This is a genomic window from Paenibacillus sp. OSY-SE (assembly GCF_000283315.1).
GTDB classification, from domain to species: Bacteria; Bacillota; Bacilli; order Paenibacillales; family Paenibacillaceae; genus Paenibacillus_B; species Paenibacillus_B profundus.
This window is the reverse complement of record NZ_ALKF01000201.1, coordinates 151,318-177,892: the sequence shown is the minus strand read 5'-3', so window position 1 is coordinate 177,892 and position 26,575 is coordinate 151,318. Positions and strand designations below refer to the sequence as shown.

General features: G+C 49.2%; 35 protein-coding genes. 29 read left to right on the top strand and 6 right to left on the bottom strand.

Features of this window, described 5'->3' with window-relative positions; translation table 11 throughout:
* The first annotated feature begins 92 nt into the window (after positions 1–92).
* The 4 genes from A372_RS0127795 (at position 93) to A372_RS0127780 (ending at position 2,694) form a co-directional block, all read left to right on the top strand.
* The gene (locus A372_RS0127795; protein WP_019424207.1) at positions 93–512 is read left to right on the top strand and encodes a DUF2500 domain-containing protein; all 420 of its coding nucleotides are present in this window, start codon (positions 93–95) and stop codon (positions 510–512) included.
* Between the two features lie 35 nt (positions 513–547).
* Positions 548–1,039: an NUDIX hydrolase gene (locus A372_RS0127790; RefSeq protein WP_019424206.1), complete on the top strand. Its 492-nt coding sequence runs from the start codon at positions 548–550 to the stop codon at positions 1,037–1,039.
* Between the two features lie 246 nt (positions 1,040–1,285).
* The gene (locus A372_RS0127785; RefSeq protein WP_019424205.1) at positions 1,286–2,218 is read left to right on the top strand and encodes an alpha/beta hydrolase; all 933 of its coding nucleotides are present in this window, start codon (positions 1,286–1,288) and stop codon (positions 2,216–2,218) included.
* The gene (locus A372_RS0127780; RefSeq protein WP_019424204.1) at positions 2,215–2,694 is read left to right on the top strand and encodes a GNAT family N-acetyltransferase; all 480 of its coding nucleotides are present in this window, start codon (positions 2,215–2,217) and stop codon (positions 2,692–2,694) included. Before A372_RS0127785 ends, A372_RS0127780 begins: the two co-directional genes overlap by 4 nt.
* Before the next feature lie 62 nt (positions 2,695–2,756).
* Here the strand turns inward: A372_RS0127780 and A372_RS0127775 are convergent, their stop codons facing one another.
* The gene (locus A372_RS0127775) at positions 2,757–4,274 is read right to left on the bottom strand and encodes an ABC transporter permease/substrate-binding protein (protein ID WP_019424203.1); all 1,518 of its coding nucleotides are present in this window, start codon (positions 4,272–4,274) and stop codon (positions 2,757–2,759) included.
* Positions 4,271–5,245: an ABC transporter ATP-binding protein gene (locus A372_RS0127770; RefSeq protein ID WP_019424202.1), complete on the bottom strand. Its 975-nt coding sequence runs from the start codon at positions 5,243–5,245 to the stop codon at positions 4,271–4,273. Before A372_RS0127770 ends, A372_RS0127775 begins: the two co-directional genes overlap by 4 nt.
* Positions 5,246–5,517: 272 nt before the next feature.
* Between A372_RS0127770 and A372_RS0127765 the strand changes: the two genes are divergently transcribed.
* From A372_RS0127765 to A372_RS0127720, 11 genes are all read left to right on the top strand, one after another.
* Positions 5,518–6,084 (top strand): GNAT family N-acetyltransferase, encoded by a 567-nt coding sequence (locus A372_RS0127765; protein ID WP_019424201.1) that lies wholly within the window; start codon positions 5,518–5,520, stop codon positions 6,082–6,084.
* Positions 6,085–6,132: 48 nt separating this feature from the next.
* The gene (locus tag A372_RS0127760) at positions 6,133–6,528 is read left to right on the top strand and encodes a hypothetical protein (protein ID WP_157259751.1); all 396 of its coding nucleotides are present in this window, start codon (positions 6,133–6,135) and stop codon (positions 6,526–6,528) included.
* 58 nt (positions 6,529–6,586) lie between these two features.
* Positions 6,587–7,234, top strand: a complete 648-nt coding sequence (gene yqeK / locus A372_RS0127755) for a bis(5'-nucleosyl)-tetraphosphatase (symmetrical) YqeK (protein ID WP_019424199.1) — start codon at positions 6,587–6,589, stop codon at positions 7,232–7,234.
* 11 nt (positions 7,235–7,245) lie between these two features.
* On the top strand, positions 7,246–7,776 hold the full coding sequence (locus A372_RS0127750; RefSeq protein WP_019424198.1) for a GNAT family N-acetyltransferase: 531 nt from the start codon (positions 7,246–7,248) through the stop codon (positions 7,774–7,776).
* Between the two features lie 20 nt (positions 7,777–7,796).
* On the top strand, positions 7,797–8,252 hold the full coding sequence (locus A372_RS34855; protein WP_019424197.1) for an HAD-IIIA family hydrolase: 456 nt from the start codon (positions 7,797–7,799) through the stop codon (positions 8,250–8,252).
* A 156-nt stretch (positions 8,253–8,408) separates the two neighbouring features.
* On the top strand, positions 8,409–8,777 hold the full coding sequence (locus A372_RS0127740) for a VOC family protein (protein ID WP_019424196.1): 369 nt from the start codon (positions 8,409–8,411) through the stop codon (positions 8,775–8,777).
* Between the two features lie 114 nt (positions 8,778–8,891).
* Positions 8,892–8,981, top strand: a complete 90-nt coding sequence (locus tag A372_RS38860; protein ID WP_267934093.1) for a GNAT family N-acetyltransferase — start codon at positions 8,892–8,894, stop codon at positions 8,979–8,981.
* Between the two features lie 68 nt (positions 8,982–9,049).
* On the top strand, positions 9,050–9,973 hold the full coding sequence (locus tag A372_RS0127735; protein ID WP_019424195.1) for an ATP-grasp domain-containing protein: 924 nt from the start codon (positions 9,050–9,052) through the stop codon (positions 9,971–9,973).
* 3 nt (positions 9,974–9,976) lie between these two features.
* Positions 9,977–10,963, top strand: a complete 987-nt coding sequence (locus tag A372_RS0127730) for a S66 family peptidase (RefSeq protein WP_019424194.1) — start codon at positions 9,977–9,979, stop codon at positions 10,961–10,963.
* 42 nt (positions 10,964–11,005) lie between these two features.
* Positions 11,006–11,413 (top strand): hypothetical protein, encoded by a 408-nt coding sequence (locus A372_RS38065; RefSeq protein WP_019424193.1) that lies wholly within the window; start codon positions 11,006–11,008, stop codon positions 11,411–11,413.
* Positions 11,414–12,102: 689 nt separating this feature from the next.
* Entirely contained in the window at positions 12,103–12,732 is a 630-nt protein-coding gene (locus tag A372_RS0127720) for a pyridoxamine 5'-phosphate oxidase family protein (protein ID WP_019424192.1), read from the top strand.
* A gap of 262 nt (positions 12,733–12,994) precedes the next feature.
* Here A372_RS0127720 and A372_RS35655 read toward each other — a convergent pair whose 3' ends face one another.
* On the bottom strand, positions 12,995–13,684 hold the full coding sequence (locus tag A372_RS35655; protein ID WP_019424191.1) for a stalk domain-containing protein: 690 nt from the start codon (positions 13,682–13,684) through the stop codon (positions 12,995–12,997).
* A 146-nt stretch (positions 13,685–13,830) separates the two neighbouring features.
* On the opposite strand from A372_RS35655, the gene A372_RS0127710 reads away from it, so the two are divergent.
* The 8 genes from A372_RS0127710 (at position 13,831) to A372_RS0127675 (ending at position 18,569) form a co-directional block, all read left to right on the top strand.
* A complete protein-coding gene (locus A372_RS0127710; RefSeq protein ID WP_019424190.1) occupies positions 13,831–14,640 on the top strand; it encodes an inositol monophosphatase family protein in 810 nt (269 codons plus the stop codon).
* Between the two features lie 218 nt (positions 14,641–14,858).
* The gene (locus A372_RS0127705) at positions 14,859–15,458 is read left to right on the top strand and encodes an HD domain-containing protein (protein WP_019424189.1); all 600 of its coding nucleotides are present in this window, start codon (positions 14,859–14,861) and stop codon (positions 15,456–15,458) included.
* Positions 15,459–15,590: 132 nt separating this feature from the next.
* Positions 15,591–15,785, top strand: a complete 195-nt coding sequence (locus A372_RS0127700) for a hypothetical protein (RefSeq protein WP_019424188.1) — start codon at positions 15,591–15,593, stop codon at positions 15,783–15,785.
* 52 nt (positions 15,786–15,837) lie between these two features.
* The gene (locus A372_RS0127695) at positions 15,838–16,365 is read left to right on the top strand and encodes a hypothetical protein (RefSeq protein WP_019424187.1); all 528 of its coding nucleotides are present in this window, start codon (positions 15,838–15,840) and stop codon (positions 16,363–16,365) included.
* 54 nt (positions 16,366–16,419) lie between these two features.
* Positions 16,420–16,851 (top strand): metallothiol transferase FosB, encoded by a 432-nt coding sequence (gene fosB / locus A372_RS0127690; protein ID WP_443146850.1) that lies wholly within the window; start codon positions 16,420–16,422, stop codon positions 16,849–16,851.
* A 254-nt stretch (positions 16,852–17,105) separates the two neighbouring features.
* Positions 17,106–17,600: a DinB family protein gene (locus A372_RS0127685; protein WP_019424185.1), complete on the top strand. Its 495-nt coding sequence runs from the start codon at positions 17,106–17,108 to the stop codon at positions 17,598–17,600.
* On the top strand, positions 17,594–18,028 hold the full coding sequence (locus tag A372_RS0127680; protein WP_019424184.1) for a GNAT family N-acetyltransferase: 435 nt from the start codon (positions 17,594–17,596) through the stop codon (positions 18,026–18,028). The genes A372_RS0127685 and A372_RS0127680 overlap by 7 nt, the downstream gene beginning before the upstream one ends.
* A gap of 13 nt (positions 18,029–18,041) precedes the next feature.
* On the top strand, positions 18,042–18,569 hold the full coding sequence (locus tag A372_RS0127675) for a GNAT family N-acetyltransferase (RefSeq protein WP_019424183.1): 528 nt from the start codon (positions 18,042–18,044) through the stop codon (positions 18,567–18,569).
* A gap of 150 nt (positions 18,570–18,719) precedes the next feature.
* Here A372_RS0127675 and A372_RS0127670 read toward each other — a convergent pair whose 3' ends face one another.
* Both A372_RS0127670 and A372_RS0127665 read right to left on the bottom strand, forming a co-directional pair.
* Positions 18,720–19,133 carry a GNAT family N-acetyltransferase gene (locus tag A372_RS0127670; protein ID WP_019424182.1) on the bottom strand — a complete coding sequence of 138 codons (414 nt, stop codon included), beginning with the start codon at positions 19,131–19,133 and terminating at the stop codon, positions 18,720–18,722.
* Between the two features lie 28 nt (positions 19,134–19,161).
* Positions 19,162–19,527: a VOC family protein gene (locus A372_RS0127665; RefSeq protein WP_019424181.1), complete on the bottom strand. Its 366-nt coding sequence runs from the start codon at positions 19,525–19,527 to the stop codon at positions 19,162–19,164.
* Between the two features lie 145 nt (positions 19,528–19,672).
* Between A372_RS0127665 and A372_RS0127660 the strand changes: the two genes are divergently transcribed.
* Positions 19,673–20,629 carry a helix-turn-helix transcriptional regulator gene (locus A372_RS0127660; RefSeq protein WP_019424180.1) on the top strand — a complete coding sequence of 319 codons (957 nt, stop codon included), beginning with the start codon at positions 19,673–19,675 and terminating at the stop codon, positions 20,627–20,629.
* 94 nt (positions 20,630–20,723) lie between these two features.
* The gene (locus tag A372_RS0127655; RefSeq protein WP_019424179.1) at positions 20,724–21,626 is read left to right on the top strand and encodes a LysR substrate-binding domain-containing protein; all 903 of its coding nucleotides are present in this window, start codon (positions 20,724–20,726) and stop codon (positions 21,624–21,626) included.
* An 11-nt stretch (positions 21,627–21,637) separates the two neighbouring features.
* Here A372_RS0127655 and A372_RS0127650 read toward each other — a convergent pair whose 3' ends face one another.
* Positions 21,638–22,627 (bottom strand): aldo/keto reductase family protein, encoded by a 990-nt coding sequence (locus A372_RS0127650; protein WP_019424178.1) that lies wholly within the window; start codon positions 22,625–22,627, stop codon positions 21,638–21,640.
* A 641-nt stretch (positions 22,628–23,268) separates the two neighbouring features.
* Between A372_RS0127650 and A372_RS0127645 the strand changes: the two genes are divergently transcribed.
* The 4 genes from A372_RS0127645 to A372_RS0127630 all read left to right on the top strand — a co-directional run bounded on the left by A372_RS0127645 (position 23,269) and on the right by A372_RS0127630 (position 26,410).
* The gene (locus A372_RS0127645) at positions 23,269–24,267 is read left to right on the top strand and encodes a BadF/BadG/BcrA/BcrD ATPase family protein (protein ID WP_019424177.1); all 999 of its coding nucleotides are present in this window, start codon (positions 23,269–23,271) and stop codon (positions 24,265–24,267) included.
* Between the two features lie 61 nt (positions 24,268–24,328).
* A complete protein-coding gene (locus A372_RS0127640; RefSeq protein WP_019424176.1) occupies positions 24,329–24,946 on the top strand; it encodes a class I SAM-dependent methyltransferase in 618 nt (205 codons plus the stop codon).
* Positions 24,947–24,987: 41 nt separating this feature from the next.
* Positions 24,988–25,962 carry a phosphotransferase enzyme family protein gene (locus tag A372_RS0127635; RefSeq protein WP_019424175.1) on the top strand — a complete coding sequence of 325 codons (975 nt, stop codon included), beginning with the start codon at positions 24,988–24,990 and terminating at the stop codon, positions 25,960–25,962.
* An 88-nt stretch (positions 25,963–26,050) separates the two neighbouring features.
* A complete protein-coding gene (locus tag A372_RS0127630; RefSeq protein WP_019424174.1) occupies positions 26,051–26,410 on the top strand; it encodes a DnaJ family domain-containing protein in 360 nt (119 codons plus the stop codon).
* The last annotated feature ends 165 nt before the right edge of the window (positions 26,411–26,575 follow it).

Below are 26,575 nucleotides of genomic sequence, written 5' to 3'. Positions count from 1 at the left end.
GCATCGTATATAATGAACGTGCGCGCTCGCTTCACAACAGCCCGTTCCATACTAATGAGCTCGTGAGCTCATTTTTTCATAAGGAGGTCAACATGAACTTCTCGTTCTCGCCTTTTTCCCCTAGTCCCATGGAAAGCTTTATTACCACGATTATCCCGCTAGGCTTCATAGTCGTATTTGGAATTATTATTTTCAGCTTGATTAAAGGAATCTCCCAATGGAGTTATAACAATAAGCAGCCGCTGCTGGCCGTGGAAGCGCTCGTCGTAGGCAAGCGGACGAAGATAAGGGATCATCACGCCCATGATGGAGATTTTTATCATCATACCGTCACGTTGTATTACACGACGTTCGAAGTGGAGAGCGGGGACCGGATGGAGTTTCAGATCAAGGAGCGGGATTTCGGCATGATGGCGGAGGGCGATCGCGGCAGACTGACCTTTCAAGGCACACGGTTTGTAAGCTTTGATAGAAATGATAAATTTAGAGGCCACAGCATAGCTGAGCAATAATGCCGGTGTCACAGATGCAGAGGAGGAACCAAAAGATGTGGTACGTCAATTCAAGGGCGATTATTGAACGGAACAATCAACACGGCGTGGAAATTGTTGTCCAGAACCGCTCAAAGCCGGATCAACCGGCCACCATCGAGCTCCCTGGAGGCAGAATCGAGCCATACGAATCGTTGACAGAAGCGCTCCGCCGCGAAGTGAAAGAAGAGACTGGTCTGGATATCGTCGAAATTGAGGGATATGAGACGAAGGTGGATACAGCGGGCATCGAATCGGAGTTCGAAGTGGAATGCATTCGGCCGTTTGCTGCTTATCAGACCATCCGCGGACCATTCGATTCGGTTGGATACTACTTTCGCTGCAAGGTGTCAGGCACGCTCTTGACATCGGGAGATGGGACGACGAATGTGCGCTGGATACCTGTCGATGCTTTGCGTGATATGATGCGGGAAGATCCGCTGCAATTTTCAAGCGTGGACAGAGCCGGCATCCTATTTTATTTGAAACATCTGGAATCGAAGAATTAATATCGGAGGCGGTATCATGCCGATTAATTTCCATAACTGAAGTCTGAAGGCAAGTTATGCGACTCGGGTTGCGGATGAGGCTTGGCTCGAGCAAGTCCGATGGACGTTCTGGATTGCGCGGAAAGAAATGAAAGCGATATTAAGTATAGCCAAATCATCCTGAAGGCGATATGCTTTAGATGAGCAATTGGTGCGAATGCCGTATTGCATACCATGAGATTGACGTGACATAAAGGGTGATCTAACATGTGGCTATTCATAATTGCGGCAGGAGTTATTGTCCTGCTGCTGATAGGAATCACGGCCGTAAGCCGCCATGCATTTCGGCAGGTTACGCTGTGGGAGAGAAGCTCGCTGGACAGCGCTTATACGACGGTGGAAGGCTTCGGGCTGTTGACAAGAGCAGAATTCGAAGGCATTCCGAAGGAAGATGTCAGCATTATTTCCAAGGACGGACACGCGTTAAGAGGCTACTATATCGAGCGATATCCGGAAGGTAATAAGGTCATTATTCTCGTACACGGCTATACCGCGAATCATATCATCTCGGCACAGTTCATCAGCCTGTTCGCAGATGAAGGATTCAATGTTCTGCTCATCGATCAGAGAGGCCATGGCCGCAGCGAAGGGACGTATGCGAGCTATGGCTTCCATGAACGTGACGATTTAGACGCTTGGGTGGAATTTGTAAGGCGGCGCGCAGGCAAAGACGCATTAATTGGTTTGCATGGGCAATCGATGGGCGGCGGGACGGTGCTCATGTATGCCGGCATCAGCCAATACGTGAAGTTCATTATTGCGGACTGCCCTTATTCCGACATGGAAGAGCTGATGAAATATCAATTGAAACAGCTGAACCATGTTCCGTTGTTCCCGTTTATGGGCTTGCTGGACCGAAGCCTGAAGAAGACAGCGAAGTTCTCGATGAGACAGGTGAAGCCGATTGATGAGGTGAAGGATAAGGATATTCCGCTGCTCCTTATACACGGGAATAAGGATACGTTCGTGCCGACGCAGATGAGCGTCGATATTCATAACCAGAAGCGAATTGGATTAAGCGAGCTATTAATCATCGACGATGCGATCCATGCCAATGCCTACCCGACGAATAAGGAACGATATCGGGACAAGGTGCATCAATTTTTACAACAGGTATTCGAAAAGGAGTCAACAACATGAAGCAACAAGAGCTAGTGTTGCAGCTAACCATTGAACCGGTACATAAGGGGAATTGGGAGACGGCGCTCGACTTGGAAGTTCATCCTTCCCAACGGGAATGGGTGCCGACCGTCGCGGAATCGTTGGCATCCGCCTACATTCGCCCGGATGACGAACAGATCGATCCATACGCAGTATATATAAACGGCGTTATGGTCGGATTTTTCTATTATTCGTATACTCCGGGCAGCCGCGATAATTATTGGATTTGCGGTTTTTTTATAGACAAGGCGTACCAAAGACAGGGATATGGAACGAAAATGTTTGCGGCATGCATGAATGAACTGCGATCCCAATTTCCCGAGTGCAGCGTCATTCAGTTGACCGTTCACGAGGACAATAAGGTCGCGCAGCGCTTTTACCGGAAACGCGGATTTCATGATACCGGCATTGTGCGGGAAGAAGCGCGAGAAATCGTATATCAATTAACTCTTTAACGAAAGCTATCAACGTAATAAAAAAACAAGGCAGAGCTGGTCAGCTCTGCCTTCAAAATGGATTATTTCAATATCCCCGCTTGCTGCAGGAAGTCTCGCGCTGCCTCTTCGGCAGGAATGCCTCCCACATTCACGTCATAATTCATTTTCCGCATTTCTTCATCCGTTATTTTACCGGAGAGCCTATTCAACGTCTTCTCCAGCTCGGGATATTTCGTGAGCGTCTCCTTACGCATGAGGGGAGCGCCTTGGTATGGAGGGAATAATGATTTATCATCTTCGAGCACCTTAAGCTCATATTGCTTCAGCTCGCTATCGGTTGAATAGGCATCGATGAGCGTGATGTCTCCCGTCTCGACGGCGCTGTACCGCAGCTTCGGCTCCATCGTGACCAAATTCGGGAACTGTATGCCGTACAGCTGTTGAATCCCTTTATATCCATCTTCCCGATCGGAGAATTCAAGCGTAAATCCTGCCTTCAAGTTCGAGGCCATCTGCTTCAAATCAGTAATGGTATTCAATTGATATTGTTCAGCGGTAGCACTTGGCACTGCCAATGCATACGTATTGTTGAACTCCATCGGCTGCAGCAAGACCATGCCGAACTGATCTGCCATGCCCTGCTTCGCCTGTTCGTACACGTTGCTGCGATCCGTGCTGACGGCTTCCTGTTTCATGAACGTCGTAATCGCTGTACCGGTAAACTCTGGATAAATGTCGATTTCACCGGCTTCCAGCGCATTGAACACGAACGATGTCTTGCCGAAGCCAGGCTTCACTTCTACCTTCAAGTCAGTGTCCTGTTCGATTAATTGCTTATACATTTGAATCAGAATTTCCGGCTCTGAGCCGAGTTTGCCGGCGATGACCAGGTCTTTCTGGCCAGACCCCCATGCAAAGGGAATCTCGATGAAGAGGATAGCGGCCAGCATGGCAATTCCAACGAATCTCAACGATCCTTTCTGTGACAGCCGTTCTGCGAGCCGCAGCATGACGTCGAACAGCAGCACTAAGAGCGCGGTTGGAATCGCGCCCAGCATGATAAGCATGTTGTCGTTGCGATCGATGCCGAGCAGAATCAGCTTTCCTAGCCCGCCTGCTCCGATTAACGCGGCCAAGGTTGCTGTACCGACGATTAACACCATGGCGGTTCGTATTCCCGCCATCATAACGGGCAGAGCGAGCGGAAGCTCTACGCGCAACAGACGCTTGCGATGGTTCATGCCCATGGCGCGGGCAGCTTCGATTAGCGCCGGATCGATTTCTTTAATGCCCGTGTACGTGTTGCGCAGTATTGGAAGCAGCGCGTACAGCACAAGCGCGATGATAGCCGGAACCTTGCCGATGCCGACGAGCGGAATGAGCAATCCAAGCAATGCGAGTGAAGGAATCGTCTGCAGCACGGCGGACGTGCCGATAATCGGTTCGGCCCATTTCGGATGCCTGGTTAAATAGATGGCCACCGGAATCGCGATGAGGATGGCAAACAGCAAAGCGATAAATGAGATCTGAATATGCTCGAGCAGGGCGTTCAAGAGCTGCTCCTGACGTTCGATAAAAGTGCTCCATAATCGACTCATCCGATTCCCCTCGCTTCCATCCGCTCAGCTAGAAATTGGACGACCGCTTGCCGATTGACGGTTCCGACCAACTCTCCGTCTTGTTCGATGGGAATGTCATCTTCTTGCGCGAGCCGCGACAGCATCTCGGATAACGAAGCCTGGGAAGAGAGCGGTGCCGCATCATTTGATAAGCATTCTGCTTCCACTTTCTGCAATACTTGTTCCAACGGCAATATATCGTCTGTCATCGCTGAGACAGGCGCAGCAGCGCGGGCTCCTATGAAGTCTCTGACGAAGTCGTCGGCGGGATGCTGCAGCACCTCCTGTGGCGTGCCGCATTGTACCACCTCGCCATCCCGCATGAGGCAGATGCGGTCTCCCAGCGCGAGCGCCTCCTGCATATCGTGCGTCACGAAGACAATCGTCTTCCGAATGCGCTTCTGCAGATCGGCGATATCCCGCTGCAGCTGCTCGCGGCTAATCGGGTCGAGCGCGCTGAACGGTTCATCCATGAGTATAATGTCCGGATCGGCTGCGAGCGCGCGAACGACCCCCACCCGCTGCTGCTGTCCGCCTGATAACTCATGCGGCTTACGGCTGCGGTAGGTGTCGGGATCGAGGCCGACCATATCCAACAGCTCGTCAACGCGTTTGCGAATATCGTCCTTACTCCATCTCCGCAGATCGGGCACGACGGCAATATTTTCTTCAATCGTCATATGAGGGAACAGAGCGATCTGCTGCAGCACGTAGCCAATATTCCAGCGCAATTCGTACAAGTTGTAATCGCGGATATTCTTGTCATGGATGAGAATATCGCCATCCGTCGTATCGATAAGCCCATTAATCATTTTCATCGTGGTCGTCTTGCCGCATCCGCTTGGGCCGATTAGCACGAAAAATTCTCCTTGCTCAATATGCAAATTCAAGTCGTCTACGGCCTTGGTGCCGTCGGGATACGTCTTGGATACATGGTTGAATTCAATCATGGTTCACTCTCCTTAAGCTGCCGCCGGCGGCAGTTCGTTCACTTGTGACATGAAGGCGGGCAGAGGTGTATATCAAATTAAATATAGTGGCTTGAAGGTGGAAAAATACGTGATACGAAAAAATGACTTCATGTCTACATACCGCAAAAAGGGTTGAAAAAAACATTTTATCGAATTTTAGCTAGGAATTATAGTGTTTCAAAGAGAATTGAAAGATATGGAAGACGTGGTTGTGTAGAACACGTGATCAGAATACAAGGAGACCATGCATCATGAATGAGAGAACAAACATATTTGCCGACTTAGAAACGGATCGATGTGCCCTGAGACAGGTGAATGCAGAGGATGCGGCGTTTATTTTGCGCCATTTCGGAAGCGAGGAAGTATGCCAGTTCCTGTTGGATGAGGAACGGTACACGCATATCGATCATGCGCACGAATTGATTGAGTGTTACGCTGATCCAGATAGCAAGGGGCATAATCGCTGGATGATTCTGAATAAGGATACAGGTGAGCGTATGGGCACGTGCGGCTTTCATGGTTGGGACAGAAGGAATCTAGCAGCAGAAATCGGCTATGACTTGAGCCCTGAATATTGGGGGCGTGGTTATATGAGCGAGGTGCTGGCGACCATGCTTGCCTTTGGCTTCGAACGGATGGGTCTGAATCGGATTCAGGCCATCGTATATCCGGACAATGAGCGCTCGGCACTATTGCTGCAAAAATTTTATTTTGTAAGGGAAGGCGTTATCCGCGACAAGCATTTATACCTGGGCCAATTCTATGACCACGATTGCTATTCGCTGCTAAGAAGAGAATGGACCGGGAGCCAACAATAAGCTGTTGTCATCATAGTAACGATGAACCAGCGTTAACCGAGGGATCCTATGAAAACGGTTCAACTAGGGGTTGTGCTGCTTATGTTGTTTATGCTAACTGGCACAATCATCTACAAAACATCCGACCAATCCGCACCGCTGCAGCTCTCCGAATCCATGAAGGATACGTATCGCTCCGTGGCGTGGCACAGTTTGAACGAAGCTGAGCAAGTCGGCGTTATCAATCATTGGAAAGAGGCGGACGTCTCGTTCCGCAAGAATGAACATCTTATGATTTTTCCGGTAGGCGAAGCACAGGCGCATATTTTCGAAAAGATAAGAGACAAGGTCGAACAGTGGATTACGGTGACCTTTCACACCAATCATGATGAACGGCTCAGGCCGATTACGGTCGTTATTCATCCGGGCAGCGGGGAGGTCGTCGGATACGTAGCACGTTTTTGACCACTCAAAGTGCATGTTCAAAAAGGACTTGTTGAACAATCATCGGAGGTTGACGGAGATGCATGTCATATTGGAAGCATTGGCAAAGGACATGGAATTTACAGGGGATACGGAGCGCGATATGCGTCTTTTTCTAGAGCTGCATGGCTGCCTGCAGACAGCTGACCATTGCTTCGACGTGGCGCAGGAAGCACAGCGGATTGCGCACTTATATGGCGCGGACCCACAGGCCGCCCTGCTGTCAGGTTATTTGCACGATATTAGTGCGGTCATTCCCAACCACGAACGCATCGCTGTGTCGCGCAGCTTAGGTCTTGAAGTGCTGCCAGAGGAAGAGACGTTCCCAATGATTATTCATCAGAAGCTGTCACGGGTTATAGCGGAGGAGCTATTCGGCATTCGTGACGTGAACGTATTAAGTGCCATCGAATGTCATACGACGTTGAAGTCGGGCGCCTCCTTGATGGATAAAATCTTGTTCGTTGCGGATAAGCTGGCGTGGGATCAACCTGGAGCTCCACCGTATCGGGAGGCAATGCTCAACCAGCTTGATGTATCATTGGATGATGCGGCCTTCGCATATATTCATCATCTATGGCAGCAGCGAGAGCAGTTAAAGGTTGTTCATCCATGGCTTAAAGCTGCTTACGATGATCTGGCACATCAATTTAAGGCTACTGGAAGCCTGGAAAGCTTCAATTTATAGGGAGTGAAGGTATGAACAGTATGGACAGCGTCATTACGATTGTTCCTTTTCACGAGGAAGCGCAGATTCAACAGCTTCAAGATGCGTTTGCGGGCAGAGGCATAAGCCGGCCGGAAGGATATTTCGAGAAGTGCTTCCGCGAAAATCAGAACGAAACCCGTTACTCTTTCATCGGTTATGTGGACGGACAGGTGGCTGGGTGCGCGCACTTGAAGATTCAGTCCGATTACCCGCCTTTTCAGGAGCGGGAGATTCCCGAAATCAACGACTTAAATGTGTTCCCGGACTATCAGAGAAGGGGCATAGCAAGCAAGCTGTTCGATGAATTCGAATCTGTCGCTGCCTCTCGCACGGGACGCATCGGCGTCGGTGTAGGATTATTCCAGGATTACGGGAAAGCGCAGATCATGTACTGCAAGCGCGGATATGTGCTGGACGGCAATGGCGTCCATTATGATAATGTTCGGGTCGAGCCGGGGGAGATGGTGCGGGTGGATGATGATTTGGTGCTTTATTTAGTGAAGGAATTGAATAAAGATTAACATAGGAGGATCTGAGCCTAATGAAGCCGATTCAAGCGGTATTCCTTGACAGAGACGGTACGATTGGCGGAACGGGTCATTTCGTTCACCCGAATGACTTTCAGCTATACCCGAATTCAGCCGCAGCGCTCCGGCTGCTGCGGGAAGCGGGGCTGCTTGTGTTTGCGTTTACGAATCAACACCGAATAGCGCAAGGACAGGCCAGCGTGGAGCAATTCGAGCAGCAGTTCGCTTCCTACGGGTTCCACCAAGCTTATATTTGCCCCCACGAGGCAAATGATGAATGTGAGTGCCGCAAACCGCTCCCGGGTATGCTGCTGCAAGCGGCCGCCGACTATAGGGTGGATTTGACCCGTTGCGTCGTTATCGGCGATGTGGGGGATAGTGATTGGAAAGGCCGAATGGATAGAATAGCGTCTCTCCAACCTCTCCAATATTCTGGGGGAAGTAACGAAGCCGTATCAAACTCGAATTAAGAAATTCAATAGTTCACGAGACGGCTTTAATTCTGCTGTCTGCGCCCGAGGCGACGCAGTTCTATCCGAAGCTGGGATTCGAACGGTAAGAACGCGCCTATATCATTCCGCGTAAACGATAAATACCGATGTGCATGTACACGAAGGAGGGGGAGTATGTCTTTTTCCTATTCAGGCATCCACCATGTCCAATTGGCGGCGCCTGCAAATTGCGAAGACACAGCACGGCATTTCTATGGGCATGTGCTGTGCATGACGGAGATCGAGAAGCCTAGTAATTTGAAAAAACGGGGCGGCGTCTGGTTCGTTTGCGGCAGCCAGCAGGTCCATATCGGTGTGCAGGAGCCATTCGTGCCTGCGAAGAAAGCGCATCCCGCTTTTGAAGTGAAGGGGTTGAGGGCGCTGCGCGAGCATGTGCTTGCGAACACTATCGGCATTGTAGAAGATGAGCCTCTGGAGGGATACCATCGCTTCTACTTGCTGGATCCGTTCGGAAATCGGTTGGAATTTCTCGAAAGAGCGTGATGCTATGAGATTGTGACGGATCTTGAAGTCCGCAACCGGGGATTTGGAGAACATGTCGTGCTCAACCTGCTGCACTGAGTCTGAGGCAAGCGGCACGGCGCCGAATATAGCTATTTGCTCGTCGTGCTGGGTAATGCGCCGGCTATCAAACTATATGACAAGATCGGTTATGAAGAGATTTATCAGTATTGGTATCGTGTGTAGGATTGAAATCGGTGAAATCGGGATAAATAGCTACTCACATCATGGAAAGCATTGTAGAGGGATGGGACATGAGAATTATTTATTGCAGCGATCCGCTGGATAGCAATCGAGTGGATGCAGACTATGAAACGGAATACGAGGCGGCGCGCAAGCTTGGCTTTTCTGTCGGGCTCATGTCATTGGAGCTGTTGCTTGCCGATGAACCTGAACAGGCTATACGCAAAGTGAATTGGGCTTCCGATACAGAAGTCGCCATTTACCGGGGATGGATGATCAAGCCTCGTTATTACGCGATGCTGTACGATGCGCTGAAGCAGAAAGGCATCACATTAATTAACACGCCGGAGCAATATAGGCATTGCCATCACTTTCCTTGTTCCTATGACATTATTAAGGAGCATACACCAGCAAGCATCTGGTTTCCAGAGGAACAGGTACGTGATCAATTCGACAGTGTGCTTGAAGGGCTGCAGGTGTTCGGCGATCAGCCCGTCATTGTCAAGGATTATGTCAAGTCGCGCAAGCATGAATGGGAGGACGCCTGTTATATTCCCAATGCGGCTGACAAGGATCATGCTCGGCAAGTCGTCAGCAATTTCGTGACCAGACAGGGTGATGACCTGAATGAAGGCATCGTGTTCCGAAAATTTGTGCGGCTCGAATTTCTGAACCATCACCCGAAAAGTGATATGCCGCTGTCGAAAGAATACCGGGTGTTTTTCCTGGATCATCAGCCTGTTCTAGTGCTTCATTATTGGGATGAGGCGGAGTATGACGAGGACCGGCCGGATATGGAGTTCTTCATGGAAATTGCACGACGGGTGGAGAGCCGCTTTTTCACGATGGATATCGCGAAGCTGGAAGCAGGAAGTTGGACCATCGTGGAACTGGGTGACGGACAAGTGTCGGGATTACCGGATCTGGCTGATATCGAAGGATTTTATCGTTCGCTCCATCGCGATGATACAATGGCTGGAAAGGAGATGGATTGAACAATGAGTATACCCAAATTGAAACGGGGAGACGAAATCCGGGTTATCGCTCCTTCTAGAAGCTTGTCGCTCATCTCTGTGCCACAGCGAGAGTTGGCGAAGAGCCGCTTGGAACAGATGGGGTTTACTGTGACATATTCTACGCATGTGGAAGAGACGGATGATTTTTGTTCTTCGTCGATTGTATCCAGAGTGGAGGATGTGCATGAAGCATTCCGCGACCCGAACGTGAAAGCCATCTTGACGGTAATTGGCGGCTATAACAGCAATCAGTTGCTCCGTTATTTGGATTATGAACTGATTGGGCGCAATCCGAAATTGTTCTGCGGATATTCGGACATCACCGCGTTAAGCAACGCGATGTATGCCAAGGCAGGGCTTGTCACTTATTCCGGAGCTCATTTTTCCACCTTTGGCATGGAGCACGGCATCGAATATACGGCGGAACATTTCCGCAAAATGGTGACGACGAACGAGATTATGACGGTCACGCCGTCGGCACAATGGAGCGACGACGCGTGGTATCTCGATCAGGAACGGCGGGAATTCATTCCGAACGAAGGCTGGTCGATTATTCACGCAGGCACTTGTGAAGGAACGATAATCGGCGGCAATTTGTGCACATTGAATTTACTGCAAGGCACGGAGTATATGCCGGATCTGCGCGGGGCCGTTTTGTTTCTAGAGGATGACGAGTTAACTAGTCCAGAAACGTTCGACAGAGATTTGCAGTCGCTTCTTCACCAACCTGGCGCCGATGAGGTGCGCGGATTGGTCATCGGCCGTTTCCAGAAGTCGTCCCGTATGACGTTGGCATTGTTGACAAAGATCATTGCCACCAAGCAGGAGCTGCAAGGGATGGCGGTCATTGCCAACGTCGATTTCGGCCACACGACGCCGATATTCACGTTTCCGATCGGAGGATATGCCAAGCTGGATGCCAATCGAGAGGCTCCGCCGCAGCTGCAGTTCCGGGAAGAGCCGTTTTAGGAGCAGCAGGGTGAAGTTGCTAGGTTGATATAGAAGGCCGTGTTGCAAGCTCGTAAAGCAGCTTGCGGCAGGGTCCTTTTCTGTGGCTACGCAGCCAACTCTGATGCGGCAACTGCAAAAGTGCATCTAAAATCGCGATTTCAGCCGATTTTTGAGTTGCGACAGGTCCATCGCGGACACACATCCCCGTTAATTAAAGCTCTTTTCGCAAAAATTGCTGCTTTATCTTTCGGTATCCAACCAGCATCTCTGTTTCTTAAACAAAAGGTTGAATCTGTCCGCCTTAGAAAATTAATCGAACAACAAGGCGCAGTTAAGGAAAAGGCAAAATGGCTTATAGATTATTGGGGCAGTAAAACCATTGCCGGTTTAGTGCTAATGCCTGCTACAAGACACAATTACCTTCACTTGAATCGATCCATACGTATAAAAAATAAGTGCCAGAAATAATATACGATGGGTGCTTGCCCTCAACTAGCGGAAAACGATAGTACAATAAGCTCTTATCATGGCGATTTTTCTTTTGTTCAAAAATCAACAATAAACGATAACAAAGCCCGGCTGAGTGATTCAGATGTCCATTGAATGATTAAAAAACAGCATTGGAGTGGTGTAGAAGGAAGATCGTGGTGAGCGCCATTGGATAATATGCAGTCAAATGTACGGACTCGGCTGCAAATCGGCATGTAGACTGTAAATTGTCCAATGGATTGGGCTGTTTTCAGCCATTAGAGCGGATGGAGTGTCAAACTATTGGATGAAATCCAATAGAATCGGCCGTAAAGAGATATACTCTACTGTTTCATTGGAGCAAATCCAATGGATTAGACAATTGTGAGCTCGAATGCTTGCGAGGAGAACGGAAGCAGTAATCGTAAGAGAGTAGGGGAACGGGACGGGCTAATAATGCATTCAGTCAGGAACGATTGAACCGGAGCAAAAGGTGCGATATTCGTTATTCTTGCTCATCTTCTAATCTTCTGAATAATTGGGATAGTGGGCAAAAGGGCTATTTGGCGTACCTGCCGTAGAGGAGAAAGCGAATTCGCACGATGGTTGGAGCCGAACTCCTTAACATTGGTGTGCAGGAATAGTATGGTATAAGGACAAGAGACATCTAATCGGAGGGGATTCATCTTATGGAACATGATTCAAAGTTTGGGGAAATGATCACATCGGAGGCCGAGATCCGCACGCTGATTGGAAATCCAAGCGAATTGGTCAAGCGCAAGGTCATCGCAAGGCTTGACGACAATTGCATCCGATTCCTATCGCAATCGCCGCTGTTGTTCCTTGCGACATCCGACGAGACGGGACATTGCGACGTGTCGCCGCGGGGTGATGCTCCCGGCTTCGTGCACGTGCTGGACGCGCGCCGCTTCATCATTCCGGAACGTCCGGGTAACCGCCGCATCGATTCGTTGCGCAACATACTGGCGAACGGTCATGCGGGAGTAATCTTCATCATTCCCGGGTTAGAGGAGACGCTGCGTGTGAACGGGAGGGCTTGCATCGTCAAGGACCGCGCGCTGCTTGAGCCGATGAAGGCGAACGGGAATAGCCCCGTTCTCGGCATCGGCATCACAGTGGAAGAATGCTTCATCCACTGCGCCAAGGCGTTCAAGCGCTCCACCCTGTGGAACCCGGATTCCTGGCCCGCGGAGGAAGAGCTGCCGTCCGCAGCGCAGATGCTGGCCGCTCACGCCCGGGGCAATGCGGACGACATTGCCCGCAGCCTGCAGGAAAGCTATACGAAGCGATTGTATTAGCCGAGCCGCATTTCTGCTGCATACGAACGGCGCCCACGCCCCGCTATGGGATTCTCCATGCGGGGCGCTTCGCTTTTTTTACCTCAAAATCCTCGTACTCATGTAAAGATTTTCTGTATTTCGGGCAGACGTTCCTTCTTATGATAAAGGTACATCGTATGGCGCCGCATGACAAACTCCGGATGGATAAGGTCGCTGCGCCATTACGGTGAATTATACTATCCAGTGGCTGAAGTGTCCTGTCGTCACGATCCTACGGGGCTTACAGCGTTACGCTCAACTGCTTCATTGTCTCGTTCCACTCTAACGTACAGGGCAGCGCATCACGGAAGAGCTGCAGCGGCACCATCAATTTTCCTCCGTAAATGATCATCGGGGTGGATAGCTTCACTGCTTGTCCATCCACTTGTATGTTTAATTCGTTATGTTGGATAGGAATAATGACGGTTCGGTCGTCCAGCTGAATGTGCACGCTTTTATCGCTAATCGTGTAAGGAATATCGAATGCGCTCAACGTATCTATGAGCGGAAGCAGTACTTGGCCCTCATGGCGAACCGGCTTCGATGGAAGCTGAACTGATTCCTTGTTGAGCAATACCGAAATATTCAGTTGTTGTGGAACGGGCTTTTTAGGTGCAGCCTTTGAATTGGCGTTGGACTTGGCTTTATTCGATGATTTGCTTTTGCTCGGTTTTGACTTTGCTTTTGACCCTGACGATTTTGCTTTGTTCGAAGCTTTTGACGAACTGCTCCCCTTTGAACTGCTTGACCCGCCATTATGGTAATGGTATTCCCCGTATTCGAGCCCCCATTTCTCACAATTGGTGCGGCAGTAATGTCCGCCGTTGCTGTCCGTTCTTCCCGGGTGCGCGCCAGCGGCGGGAGTGAATGCCGATATGACCATGACGACAGTGATGCCTGAGACGAGCCATGTTTTCAACCATTGCTTCATATTCAGTTCCTCCTTGGTCTATACACGTTGGTTCCCATGTATTATAGTTAAAATATTCCTGGAAGTATAGGGCATGTCTCACGGATTTAGAGGTCAATTTTCTAAAAAACGCAAATTTCATACTACGAGCAAAGACGAGGTGCATCATGGACAGAACGATTCTGCACGCTGCCAGAGATGTGGCAGTTTCGGCCGTGAAAGCCGCAGGCGATATAACAAAACAACGTTTCGCTACCTATCACCAATGTGAAGACAAGGGGGTCTTCGGAGATGTAGTGACCGAAGTCGATCATCTTGCAGAGCAGGTCATTGTGGAGGCTATCGGACACACCTTTCCCGAACACCTTATCCGAAGTGAGGAAGCCGGACAGCTGGGGAAGGAGAGCGACTGGCTGTGGCTAGTGGACCCGCTCGACGGCACAAATAATTATGTAATCGGTCTGCCGGTTTTTGCGGTATCTATTACTTTGCTATTTAAGGAAGAGCCTGTGCTAGGTGTTATCTATGAGCCTATGACTGACCGCCTCTACATATCTATCAAGGATGAAGGATTTTTTTGCAACGGAGTCCAGATGCAGATGAAGAAGAAGCCGCAGCTGCAACTGCAGCGGGCGACATTGGGCTGGATTCAGGGGCATCTTGTTCAGCATGATGAACAGGCCGTTCAATTGCGGCAGCATTTGGACTTGAAGTGCAAGCGAATGCTGAGGGTGTGGGCTCCAACTCTAGTCTGGTGCATGCTCGCGAAGGGCGATGCCGAGGCAATCGTGCTCTACAACTCGGAAGGTGAGGATTTGTATTCGGGCGTGCTTATGGTTCAAGAAGCGGGCGGACACGTGATGGATTTCCAAGGCAGACCATTTCAAGGCATGTGCGAGGAACCTTATTTAATTGCGTGTCATCCCGACTATAAAGAAGAGTGGCTGCAGATCGTCAAGCAAGGCTTGCGCGCATGACAATGAATCCATGTTTGATGCGTCGGCTTGCCCTGCTTCCGTTATCTAGTTGAAGATTTGCACATGACAACTAGTGAACTAGGAAAGCCGGTCTCTTTGTGAGACAATAGTAAAAAGTGGCAGCGGTTGCCGAAATTGTTTCGTTGCAAGGCTGATGGATGAAGAAATTTTGCATCGCTCTTGAGGGATTAAGGGGATGCGAAGGAGATTAAGCGAACATGACACACATGAACGAAAGACTATTGAAGCAAATCGAATTCATTAAGGAGATAGATAAGCTGAAATCTATTTTTCGCAAGTCCTATCTGCTTGATCGCAGCCGGTACGAAAATGATGCCGAACACACTTGGCATTTGACGGTCATGGCCATCCTGCTTCAAGAGTATGCGAATGAACGGAATTTGAATCTGCTTCGCGTGCTTAAAATGCTCATCATTCACGATATCGTCGAGATCGATGCAGGAGATACTTTCGCCTACGACGCGAAAGGGAACGAGGACAAGTTCGAACGAGAATCGCAAGCGGCCAAACGTATCTTCGGTCTGCTTCCGGAAGACCAGCAGCACGAGATGAATCAACTCTGGGTGGAATACGAGCAGCGGCAGACGCCGGAAGCTCAGTTCGCATCCGCCCTGGATCGGCTTCAGCCGCTGCTTCACAATTATGTGACTGAAGGGAAGTCATGGCAGGAGAATGGCATTACGAGCGATAAGGTGCTGGCTCGCATCCGTGGCATCCGGGAAGGGTCTGCAGAACTCGGCAAGCTGGCGGAAACGATCGTGCGCAGCGCCGTAGAGAAAGGCTATCTTTCTAAATAGCAACAATTCATCATCGAAAAAATAACGAAATTGCGTGCATCCCGTGAGGAACAGGCCGCAAAATAACGTTTGGCAGCTTCGTGGACTGTACAATGAGGCTGTCTCGTTGCATTCATGATATAGGAGAATAGAATGACGACATTGAACTGGAATTTATCTGAATATGAAGATCCGCAATGGTATGATATCGAAAATAAGGGCAACCCTGAACTTCCGCTGCTGCTCGCTTGGGCGGAGAAGCTGGGCGTACGGGATGATTCTGTGCTGGATTTGGCCTGCACGGGAAGAACTGCAATTCCGATGTCGGAGGGAAGTATGACCAGGTAACTCAGGTCCAACATTATACGACCATCCGGCGGTTCCGCGAAGGAGGTATGATATGACGACTGGCATTGTGCTTATATTCGGCATGTTCATCTTGTTCATCGGCGGAGTGTATGGCGTGTCAATGTTTCTTAACTTGGGGGAGCCGCAACTTCTCATTTTCGTCGTATTTGCTGGATTTACATTAATCGGCATTGCCAAAATCATTACTTACCTCAAAGGAATCTATTACATACAGCTAGGCATTCCGCTAGATCGCGATCTGGTGAAGGATAAAATCGCGCGCTGGCCGATCTATCACATCCGCTCTCATCATTTCCCGCTGGAAGGAGATTCCCGCCATTCGCTGGTGCAGCTGGACGACGAATGGTATGTGCGGACCACTGTATTCGCCCAATACGTCTCCCATAGCGGTTTTACGCATACGTTTCGATTTCCCGGGAAAGAAGAGATCGTCCTGAGCAGCTCGACACATTATATAAAAGGAATCAGCATGTTTGATATTAACGATACCGTATTCGTCAAGCTGTCTGCGCTTGGATATGAGCTGTATTTCGACGAGAATACCGCCTATATCGTTTAGGAGAAACAGGGCTCGAGGTTCCATATATAGAGAGGAGGATTTGTCGTGGCGTATATAAAAGGCCTGAATCACTTATGCTTCTCCGTCTCCAATTTGGACTCCTCCATCGCCTTTTATCGTGATATCCTGGAAGGGAAGCTCCTTGCTCTCGGAAGAAAGTTGGCATACTTCGATTGCCAGGGACTATGGATCGCGCTCAATCAGGAGGATGTTGATCGCTCCAATCGAGACGTGACGTATACGCACATCGCATTCAGCATAGATGAGAGGGACTATGACGCCGTGAAGCAGAGGCTGCTCGATTATGGGGTGACTGTGCTTGAGGGAAGGGAACGGGCGCAAGAAGACAAACGTTCCATCTATTTTTTGGATCCCGACCATCATTGCTTCGAGTTTCATACGGGAACACTGGAGGCTCGTCTGCAATATTACCGTTCTTCCAAGCGGCATATCCAATTTTTCGAGAGAGTGGATAGACATGACTGACTTTTCACGTATGAAGCGTACAATCACGATGCCTATGAACGGAAGCAAGCCTTTGACGATGCACCAAGCCCGGTATGCTCTGCAGATTGGACTCTAGCATCTATATGCCGAAGTCAATACGACCGACAAATGGGCGCTGGACATGCTGAATCATTATCCGATCGACGCTGTCCCGGCTTGGGTGACGTATCAGCGAGGAACTCCGTGTTGAATGAGCTGCCTTAATCGAATGGGATTTAGAGGAGGAGAAGTCAGTGGAACAGGTTCAAGAAAGAAGCGGTATATTGCAGCAATTTAGTGAGTGGATGGCATTTGTGAACGATTTGAATAATAGGAATGAAGAAGTATGGGAGATACGCGAGGAAGGGAAAATGTCCATACGTGAAATCGTATCCCACATTATGCGTTGGGATGAATATTTCTATCAGCATGCGATTGCGAAAATCGTGCAGGGACAGCCATTGACAGTACAGCATTTGAACTTCAACGAGTTTAACCGTGAAGCCGCTGCATACGCCCATACGATTCCGCTCGACCAGTTGGTGCGAGAGACGCTGCAGTGTAGGCAGAACGTCATTGACGCGATTGCGGAGATGTCTGAAGAGGACTATTTGCAATCCTATGTGGACGGTGACGGCAATCCATTTTCAACACCGCAATATTTGCAGGATTTCCTGTGGCATGATCGGCATCATATGGAACCGATGAGAGGTTTGTTAGATAAGGGGGAACAAGAGACAACATGTTAATACGCAAGCTGAAAGTAGAAGATGTAACACAATTGGCAGTACTTTACGCAGAGCTGGATGACCGCCCCATTAACGTAGAGAAGATGACGACCCGACTGACTCGATTGAACGATGATCCGGATTATTTGTTCTTGGGTGCGGCGGGCGAGAACGGCAAGTTGCTCGGTTCGGTGATGGGCATTATTTGCGAAGATTTGACAGGGGATTGTCAGCCTTTTATGGTGGTTGAAAATGTAATTGTCACGGCGGAGGCTCATGGCCAAGGCATCGGGATGAAGCTGATGAGTCGATTGGAAGAGTTCGCTCGTGAACGGAACTGCCATGTCATGATGCTGATGTCGAATGTAAAGCGCGAGGGCGCACACCGGTTCTATGAACGCCTCGGCTTCAGCAGGGAAGTTGGGTACGGGTTTGTGAAAGATTTGTAACGGAGGTTGCGGGATGAGGATCGGACCTATCCAACCAACTGATGCGGAAGCGTTTTTGACATTAAACAAAACGCTAGATGAAGAAACGTCGTTCATGCTGTATGAGCCGGGAGAGCGGAATACGACGGTTGAAGCGCAGCGTGATCGCATACAAGGAATGCTTCAGTCTGGACGCTCCATCATATATGTTGCCGAAGAGCATGACACACTGGTTGGGTACATTGCCGGTCTCGGTTCAGATATTCAGCGGACGAAGCATGTCTTATATATCGTTATCGGCATTCTGCAGGACTATGCTGGTCAAGGGATTGGCACCCAATTGTTCAATGAGCTGTTGGACTGGGCCAATGAGAAGGATATCGTTCGTTTGGAACTGACGGTAATGGCCCACAATGAACGGGCGATTGCTCTGTACCGCAAAATAGGTTTCACGATTGAGGGAGTCAAGAAGTGTTCCATCCTTGTGAAAGAACAATATATTGATGAATATATGATGTCACGGTTGCTTCACGATGGACAGGGAACCGTGGAAGGAGATTAATCTATATTGTGTCACCAGCAACGACTAAAGCTCCGAACGTTCCGGTTGCCGGATTGCTCGGAGTTTGTTGTCGTATCGTTGTAGAATAACCGCCGAGCTCACACTGTGGATGGTGACATCATGTGGCGCCAACCAGGTTGAACACGCACTTTAAGCGTTCAGCACCCAGCGATTGCATCTGGCCGTCTGGCCTGCTAAGGTCCAGCCGGTCTTGTCATAATAAGCATTGAAGCTGGCGTTAAGCGGACAAGTCACATCTACCGGAATCGGGAAGGCTGTCTGCAGCATGCGGTTCAGCAGGCGTTGTCCGCGGTAATTCTCCGCTACGGCGAATTGGTAAAGAGAGATGCGTTCACTTTCTTTTTTTGGATAGAAGCGCAGCGCGCCGGCAATTCTATGATGCTCGACAGCTATAAGTATTTGATTCCGCTTCACAGCAGCACGCGCTCCGTCCGGACAGAAAAATTCTTCGTTCGGAATCCCGTCGTGTCCCCGAATGATATTAGTATCGAAGAACGTAACGATTGCGGAAGCTTCGGCTGGGCGTGCCAATCGTATTTCCATGATGTCTCCTTTCTGCTCGTGAATTTATCTATTTGCCGACAAGCACAAATACGTTTTGATCGGGCGCTTCCATGACAGCGACGTGGCCGGATTCCGTCGGAAAGGGTTCACGTATCCACTGGATATCGGATCTGTCGGATAAGGCTTGGTATACGTCACGCACGTCCTCCACGTATAATTCAATATCGGTAACATTGAGCTCCGGATTGTTCTGCAACACGAGCTCAGAGCTCTTCTCATCAGGGAATTTCAACCCGACGAGGGTCCATGTTCTGCCTTCTCCGATGTTTCGTTCAATGCGCCAATTTTCCGTCAATCCAAGCGTTGTATAGAATTCCACGGATGCCTCTATGTTTGGGGTATACAGTGCCACACATTCCAGTCTTTTAAGCATATTAGTTCCTCCTAAAGTAATTTTCAAGCCTGTATATACTGTAGCATCTATATACGTCAATATTTGTCGTAGATATAAAATAGTTATACAATAGATTACAAAACCTGACGGATTAACGTACCGGGAAATAAAAGAGGGACAATGGATGCAGAAATCGAAACGACTGATTGAATTAATGATGTTAATCAACAAAAAGCAGCACTTCACGGCGCGTGAATTAGCTGAAGAATGCGGTGTTTCGCTGCGTACTATCCAAAGGGACCTGGCCGATTTAGAGGAACTAGGTGTGCCGTTATATACGGAATTCGGCCCCAAGGGCGGGTACCGACTGCTGAAGGAGAAGCTTCTGCCTCCGCTTACTTTTACCGAGAACGAAGCAATTGCGATGTTTTTTGCCTATGAATCGCTGCAGAACTATACCTCCGTTCCGTTCGGGAAGGAGGCGACTTCGGCATTAACCAAGTTCTATAGCGTTCTGCCTCCGAACACGAAGCGAAAGATTGATGAGCTGAAGCATCGCATCCTATTCTGGGTTCCGATGAGAGAGCAGGACGTTCCTTTTTTATATCTTATATTGGAGGCAGCTGTAGAACGGAAGGTAATCACGATTCGCTATGATTCGGCGAAGGGAGAGGGGGACAGAGATATTTTGCCGATTGGCTTATATTCACATAACGGGTATTGGTACTGTCCTGCCTATTGCTTCAATAAACAGGCTTACCGGTTGTTCCGAGCGGACAATATCCGTTCGCTTCAGCTGCGGGAGGAGTTGGAGCCCGCAATGAAAGAGAAAATCGGCAAATCGATGACGCTCGAGGAATGGTTTCTGCCGCCCACACCCCAGCATACCGTACCGCTGCGGGTTGAATTAACCCGGTTAGGAGTAAGGAAATGTCAGGCTGATCCTTGGCTGGACAAGGCAATTACTTTACGTGAAGACGGATCAGGCTTTATTAATAGTAAAATAGAAAAACGGGAGATTGCATACTATGCCGATTTTGTGTTTGGATTGGGTACAGATGCTTTCGTGGAGGAGCCTTCGGAGATGGCCGATCTAATTGTGGATAAGCTGGAGAGTCTTCAAAGTCGCTATCAATTATAGAATAACCGTGGGACGAACAACAGAAGGATATGGTTATAAAAATGGTCGAATTAATCGACGAGACCACTACAAAACAGGAAGGAAAATCGTGTCTATGGACTTGAAAAAACTACGTTACTTTATCGCAGTGGCGGAAGAACTACATTTCAACCGTGCTGCGAAAAAACTGAATATAACCCAACCTCCCTTGAGCCAACAAATCCAGAGTCTTGAGGAAGAACTCGGAGTGAAGCTTTTGGAGCGAACCAAGAGACAGGTTCGACTTACGTCAGCAGGAACGATATTTTTGGAGGAATCCAGAAACATTGTTTCTCAATTGGAACGATCTATTAAGGTAACACAACTTGCAAGTCAAGGAAAAATTGGACATTTGTCCATCGCATTTGTAGATTCGGCAGTTGGCGGAATGATGGTCAACGTTTTAAAGGGATTTCGGGAGCGTTTTCCCGATGTGCAGCTTACTCTATTTGAAATGACATCTGCCGAACAACTGAAAGCTTTACACGATGGGAAAATTCATGTTGGCTTCCTTCGTTCGGTAGATCCGTCAAAACAGATCACCTCTCGACTCTACACCAACGAATCACTCGTTGCCGTATTACCCGAAATGCATCCGTTAGCCATACATCCAACCCTGTCTTTACATTCTTTGGCGGACGAACCTTTTATCTTGTTTCCGCATCATATGGGGGCTTCTTTTCACGACCTCATTATAGACTTTTGCAGGCAGCATGGATTTCAGCCCCACATCGTGCAGGAAGCTGTTCAAATGTATACCATTGTTAATCTGGTAGCTGCCGGTATAGGCGTTTCAATTGTACCCTCTTCGGTTTCTGTTTTCCAACGCAGTGATGTCGTATTCCGATCTTTTAACGAAGATACACCGTCAGTCCCTCTCTATGCAGCCTGGAAAACAGATATGAGTGAAACTGTTCTGACTAATTTTCTAGAAGTGGTGGAAGAAACAGTCAATAGTCAGACAAGCAAACTTGTGTAAACCCTATAATCTTAACCGGTTTTGCTTGGATCAAACTCAACAACGCCATTTAAAATGCTATTTATTTGCTTCATGACCTCAGTATCTAGACAGACACCTGCAGCTTTTACGTTTTCCTTTACCTGCTCGGGCTTCGAGGCGCCAATAATAGCTGAGGACACTTGCGGGTTTTGCAGAACCCATGCTATCGCAAGCTGTGGCAGCGTCAAACCGCATTCCTGTGCGATCGGCTGGATTCTCTCTACTGCCTGAAGGACTTCTTTACGCAACCACTGCCCGGCCAAACGTTCGAAAAATGGTGAACCAGCTGTTGTAGAAGCGCGGGAACCCTTCGGTATTGGCTTGTCTGGTGCATATTTACCGGAAAGAATGCCCTGCGCCAGTGGTGACCAGACAACCTGCCCAATTCCTTCACGCTCACAAGCGGGAATAACTTCGGCTTCAATAACACGCCATAGCATGGAATATTGGGGTTGACTTGCCACGAAGGGAACTCTCAGTTCCCTTGCCAAAGCCGCTCCAAGCTTTATCTGTTCTGCTGTCCACTCACTTACCCCTACATACAGAACTTTTCCCTGCCGAACCAAATCGGAAAAGGCCAAAAATGTTTCTTCAAGCGATACGGTAGAATCAAACCGGTGTGCATAATAGACATCGATATAATCCGTTTGCAATCTTCGAAGCGAAGCATGGCAGGCTTCCATGATATGTTTGCGGGATAGCCCTTTATCGTTATGTCCGGTACCCGTAGGATGAAAGACCTTCGTGCATAACTCAATACTTTCACGACGTATCCCCTTTAAAGACTCACCTAAAATAGATTCCGCTCTCGTCTCTGAATAAACATCAGCTGTATCGAAAGTTGTAATCCCGGAGTCTAGTGCAGCATTTACACAAGCTTGCGCTGTGGTGTCATCCACTTGCGCACCGTGTGTTATCCAGTTTCCTAATGCCATCTCGCTTACCGACAAGCCGCTTTTGCCAAGTTTCCGATATTTCATTCTTAATTCCTCCCTTCAATATGAATCTGATTATAACAAGTGATTTTTAATATTTAAAATATATAATACACTCGTTATTGATATGAAATATGTATTAATCTAAAAAAATCCCTATTATTTCCAATGCAAAAGAGCCATCGGTATCTAGCCAGGGGGCCTCAATTTACCCGGTGGAGTAGGGCTCACCGTTCCACCTCTTCCCTCACTATCCCTTTCATTCAGAGCAGAACCTCCTAGTATCTTTTAAGCGAGGATATATTGTCGGTTTTCGACGGTTCTTACGTCCATTCTCCCAGACATTCAGGAAGGAGAACATCCGACAGCAAGACAGCATCGAGGAAAAGTATTTACCGCGTTAACCATACATACAGCAATCGCTATAAAGGTGGTGAATCAAAATTATTATTAGCATGCTGTCTTTCTGAAGGAAGGGGAGAATGGAGCAAAGGGTGGTTGAAGCAGCCCATTTGGTCAATTATACTGAGGTAAATAGAATCTCGAGATAGATTGACGGAAAAGGAGAAAGCGCATTCAAGGTCTTCATGGAAAAGAGAAGATGGACGTTGTAAATCATCATCCTAATCGGTGTAATAGGAAGCGTACAACTGATGTAGCACATCATTGACAATGGAGGCGGCAGGGTGAGAAGTGAAGGCGGTATCATAATCGACGTAGGCAAAATGGAGAAGAACATCGTCATTGGCATCGAAGGCGGCGGTACGAAGACACGCGCAATGGCGGCGCGAGTAGATGGCAGCAGTATCGGTTATGCGGAGACTGGCTGCAGCAATCCGAACAAAGATGATCGCGCGCAAGAGAATGTGAGAGAGGTTATTGAGAAGGTGCTGCAAGCAGCGGGAGCGGGGCCAGATGAGGTTATCGGCTTATGTGCGGGATTGTCTGGCTTGGAATCGGAGCAAGACTTGGCATGGGCTGCTGATTTTACGGATGTTCCGGGAATTTCTTGCCCGAAGCGGCACGTGAACGATTCCACTGTCGCCCATGCGGGAGCTTTCGTAGGAGAGCCGGGTATTATCGCGATATCTGGAACCGGATCGGTCGTATTCGGAATCAATGAATACGGACGGCTGCTGCGAAATCAAGATTATAAGCACTATGCAGGGGCGGCGCGTCATTTGTCGTATGAGTGCGTGCATCGCATTATCGCAGGCTGCGCGGAACGAGGCGATGGGAGTCTCTTGGAAGAGGTGCTCTCATACTGGGGAGTAAGCAGCATCGGGCAACTGAACGAATTGGGAGCCGGGGGATTCGCGAAGAGCAAGTATGAACAGATGCGGCTGTTCGGGCAGATGGCTCCTATGGTGACGCGTGCGGCGGCCGAAGGCAGCCCATTGGCCGCTGGCGTATGTATGCAGCTCGTGCAAGCTCTCGATGTGGGGGTTCGCCTTATCGGAGCTGGATTCGAAGCGGACAACGTGCAGGTGGCCTTCATGGGCAGTGTCATTCGCGACCCGTTCGTCAGCCATTTGCTTACGGAGCGTCTACAAAGAAATGGTGCCAAGCGATATCGCATTATCGAGCCCCGGCTCTCGCCGCCAGCGGGCGCTGTGTTGCTGGCGTTGCGGGAATGCGGCGCGCCTGCCGATGAACAGGTTCTGGCACGTCTCGCGATGGAGTAGGCAACGTATACATTACATAACGATTGAATCGACATAAATTGCATGAAGGAGCTGCAGCAGCATGACAATGCACATTAAACAAGAACTGAAGAAGATCTATAACGAACACGCCCATGAGCGCAATGCTTCCTCGAAGCAGGAATGGAAGATTCAGAGCCGGTCCCGATTTCTCGAGCAGTTGAAGGCGAATCATACCCGCACTCTTTTGGAGATTGGAGCAGGCACTGGACAGGATAGCTTGTACTTCATGGAGCACGGCCTCGATGTGACGGCCATTGACCTGTCGGAGGAACATGTTTCTTATTGCAACCAGCGCGGTATTCGAGCCCTTGTCATGGACTTATATCAATTGGATTTTCCGGATAACAGCTTTGATAGTATATATTCGTTAAACTGCCTGCTCCATGTGCCTAAGGCCGACCTGAATGCGGTGCTCATCGAGCTCAAGCGTGTGCTTGCGCCTGACGGACTGTTCTACTTAGGTCTGTATGGCGGTTACGAATTCGAGGGCATCAACGAACGCGACAACTTTATAGAGAAGCGTTTCTTTTCGTTTCATCGGTTTGAAGCATATCAGAATCTGCTGCTAGAACAATTCGAAGTGATCGAAGGTGAGCGGATCGTCATAGAAAAGGACTTTGAGTATCATTCGTTTCTGCTGCGGAAGAAGACGGAGTGAAGCACACTACTAGTGATAAGTGGTGAAAGAAGGAGGGTAACATGCTCGAGCAATTGTTTCCTTTGTTGGAGCAAAACTATCGTTTTAGCGCAAGGGGATTGAAGCTGCTCGGAGGTTATTACAATCATGTCTACGAGACGGCGGACGGGACGCTTGTCGTCAAGCTCTTCCGCTTCGACCGCGACGATCCGCGCCGTGTTCTATCCGAGTTGCATTGGATGAGGCACTTGCATGAACACGGCGTGCCGGTTGCCTCCCCCATTGCTGCGAGGAATGGGGAATGGATAGCACGGTTGAATGAGAGGTACTTTGTCTCCGTTACGACAAAGTTGGAGGGGATAGCGATCGATCCCAAGGACGAATCGGTCTGGAACGATAGCTTCTTCCATCGCTGGGGCGCGACGATGGGCCGGATTCACTCCGCCGGGAAGGATTATCAGTCTTTGCAGGACGAGGAACTGCCTGACTGGTCCGATGAGACGATTGTGCGCATTGGAGATCCTTCTGGGTCTAATACTCTAGTGGACACTGAACTGGATGCGGTTGTGGCGGCCAAATGGTCGGAGGCGGTGGAGCGGCTGCGCGGGTTCCAGAGAGACGAAGCACGCTTCGGCCTCATCCATCATGATATGCATCTGGATAACTTAATGCTATGCAATCATGGCTTGGCTGTTCTGGACTTCGGCGACAGCTTGCAGCACTGGTTCGTCTATGATGCGGCCATCGCTGTCTTTTTCGCCGCTCTGACAATCGATTCACAGGAGCAGCAGGCGCGAAGCGAATTTGCAGCCCGCTTCCTGCATTCGTTTGCGGAAGGCTACGAAAGCGTGCACGTCCTGCCAGCGGAAGAGTGGCGGCACATCCCATTCTTCTTATGGTACCGTCAACTGTACTCGTATCTGTATCATCATATACACAAGCCCCCCCATCAGCGGACGGAGCGGGAAACCGTAATTCTTAATCTGATGCGGGAACGAATTATACATGAGGTGCCAGTGGTCCAGCTACCCCGATAAGGACGCAAGAAGCATGAACGTAATAACATAATATAAAAGTGGAATTTCTTGATTGCATCGGAAGGAAAAAAAGGAGCGATGGCTAGTGATGATGAACTCCAGAGACTGGATGGATGAGGCTTTTGCCAACTATGAAAAGCAGGGCGGCCTGAAGGAGCTTTCTGGCAAAGGCAAGCCCCTCGATGTGCCAAGCGGCGATGCGTTGAGCGGGGTGCTGAAAGAAGCGAACTATTTGCCGGCTTGGCTGGAGCTGCAGCATACGATCCGGAATCAAATCCGGGCACTTGTGCAGCAGATCGATCAGGACAAGCAAGAGATCGGAGAAGATAAGTTCGAACAAATCAATCGCAATATTCGGAAATACAATCAAATGGTGCCCCACCCTCTGCTTCAGAAAGGGTTCGTAAGCAAAGAACATATCAAGGACCAATTGGCAAGATGGGAATAGCTTGACGACTTCCGCTTTCGTGGCGGTAGTTTTTTTGTGACTGGTAGTTGAAGGAGTGTATGTGCTCGAAGTTATGGGGCTGAAGGCTCAGCCGTGCGCCCCTTAATCTCATGTTCCATTGGATTTGATCCAATGGAACAGCGAATATATCTATTTACGATATGG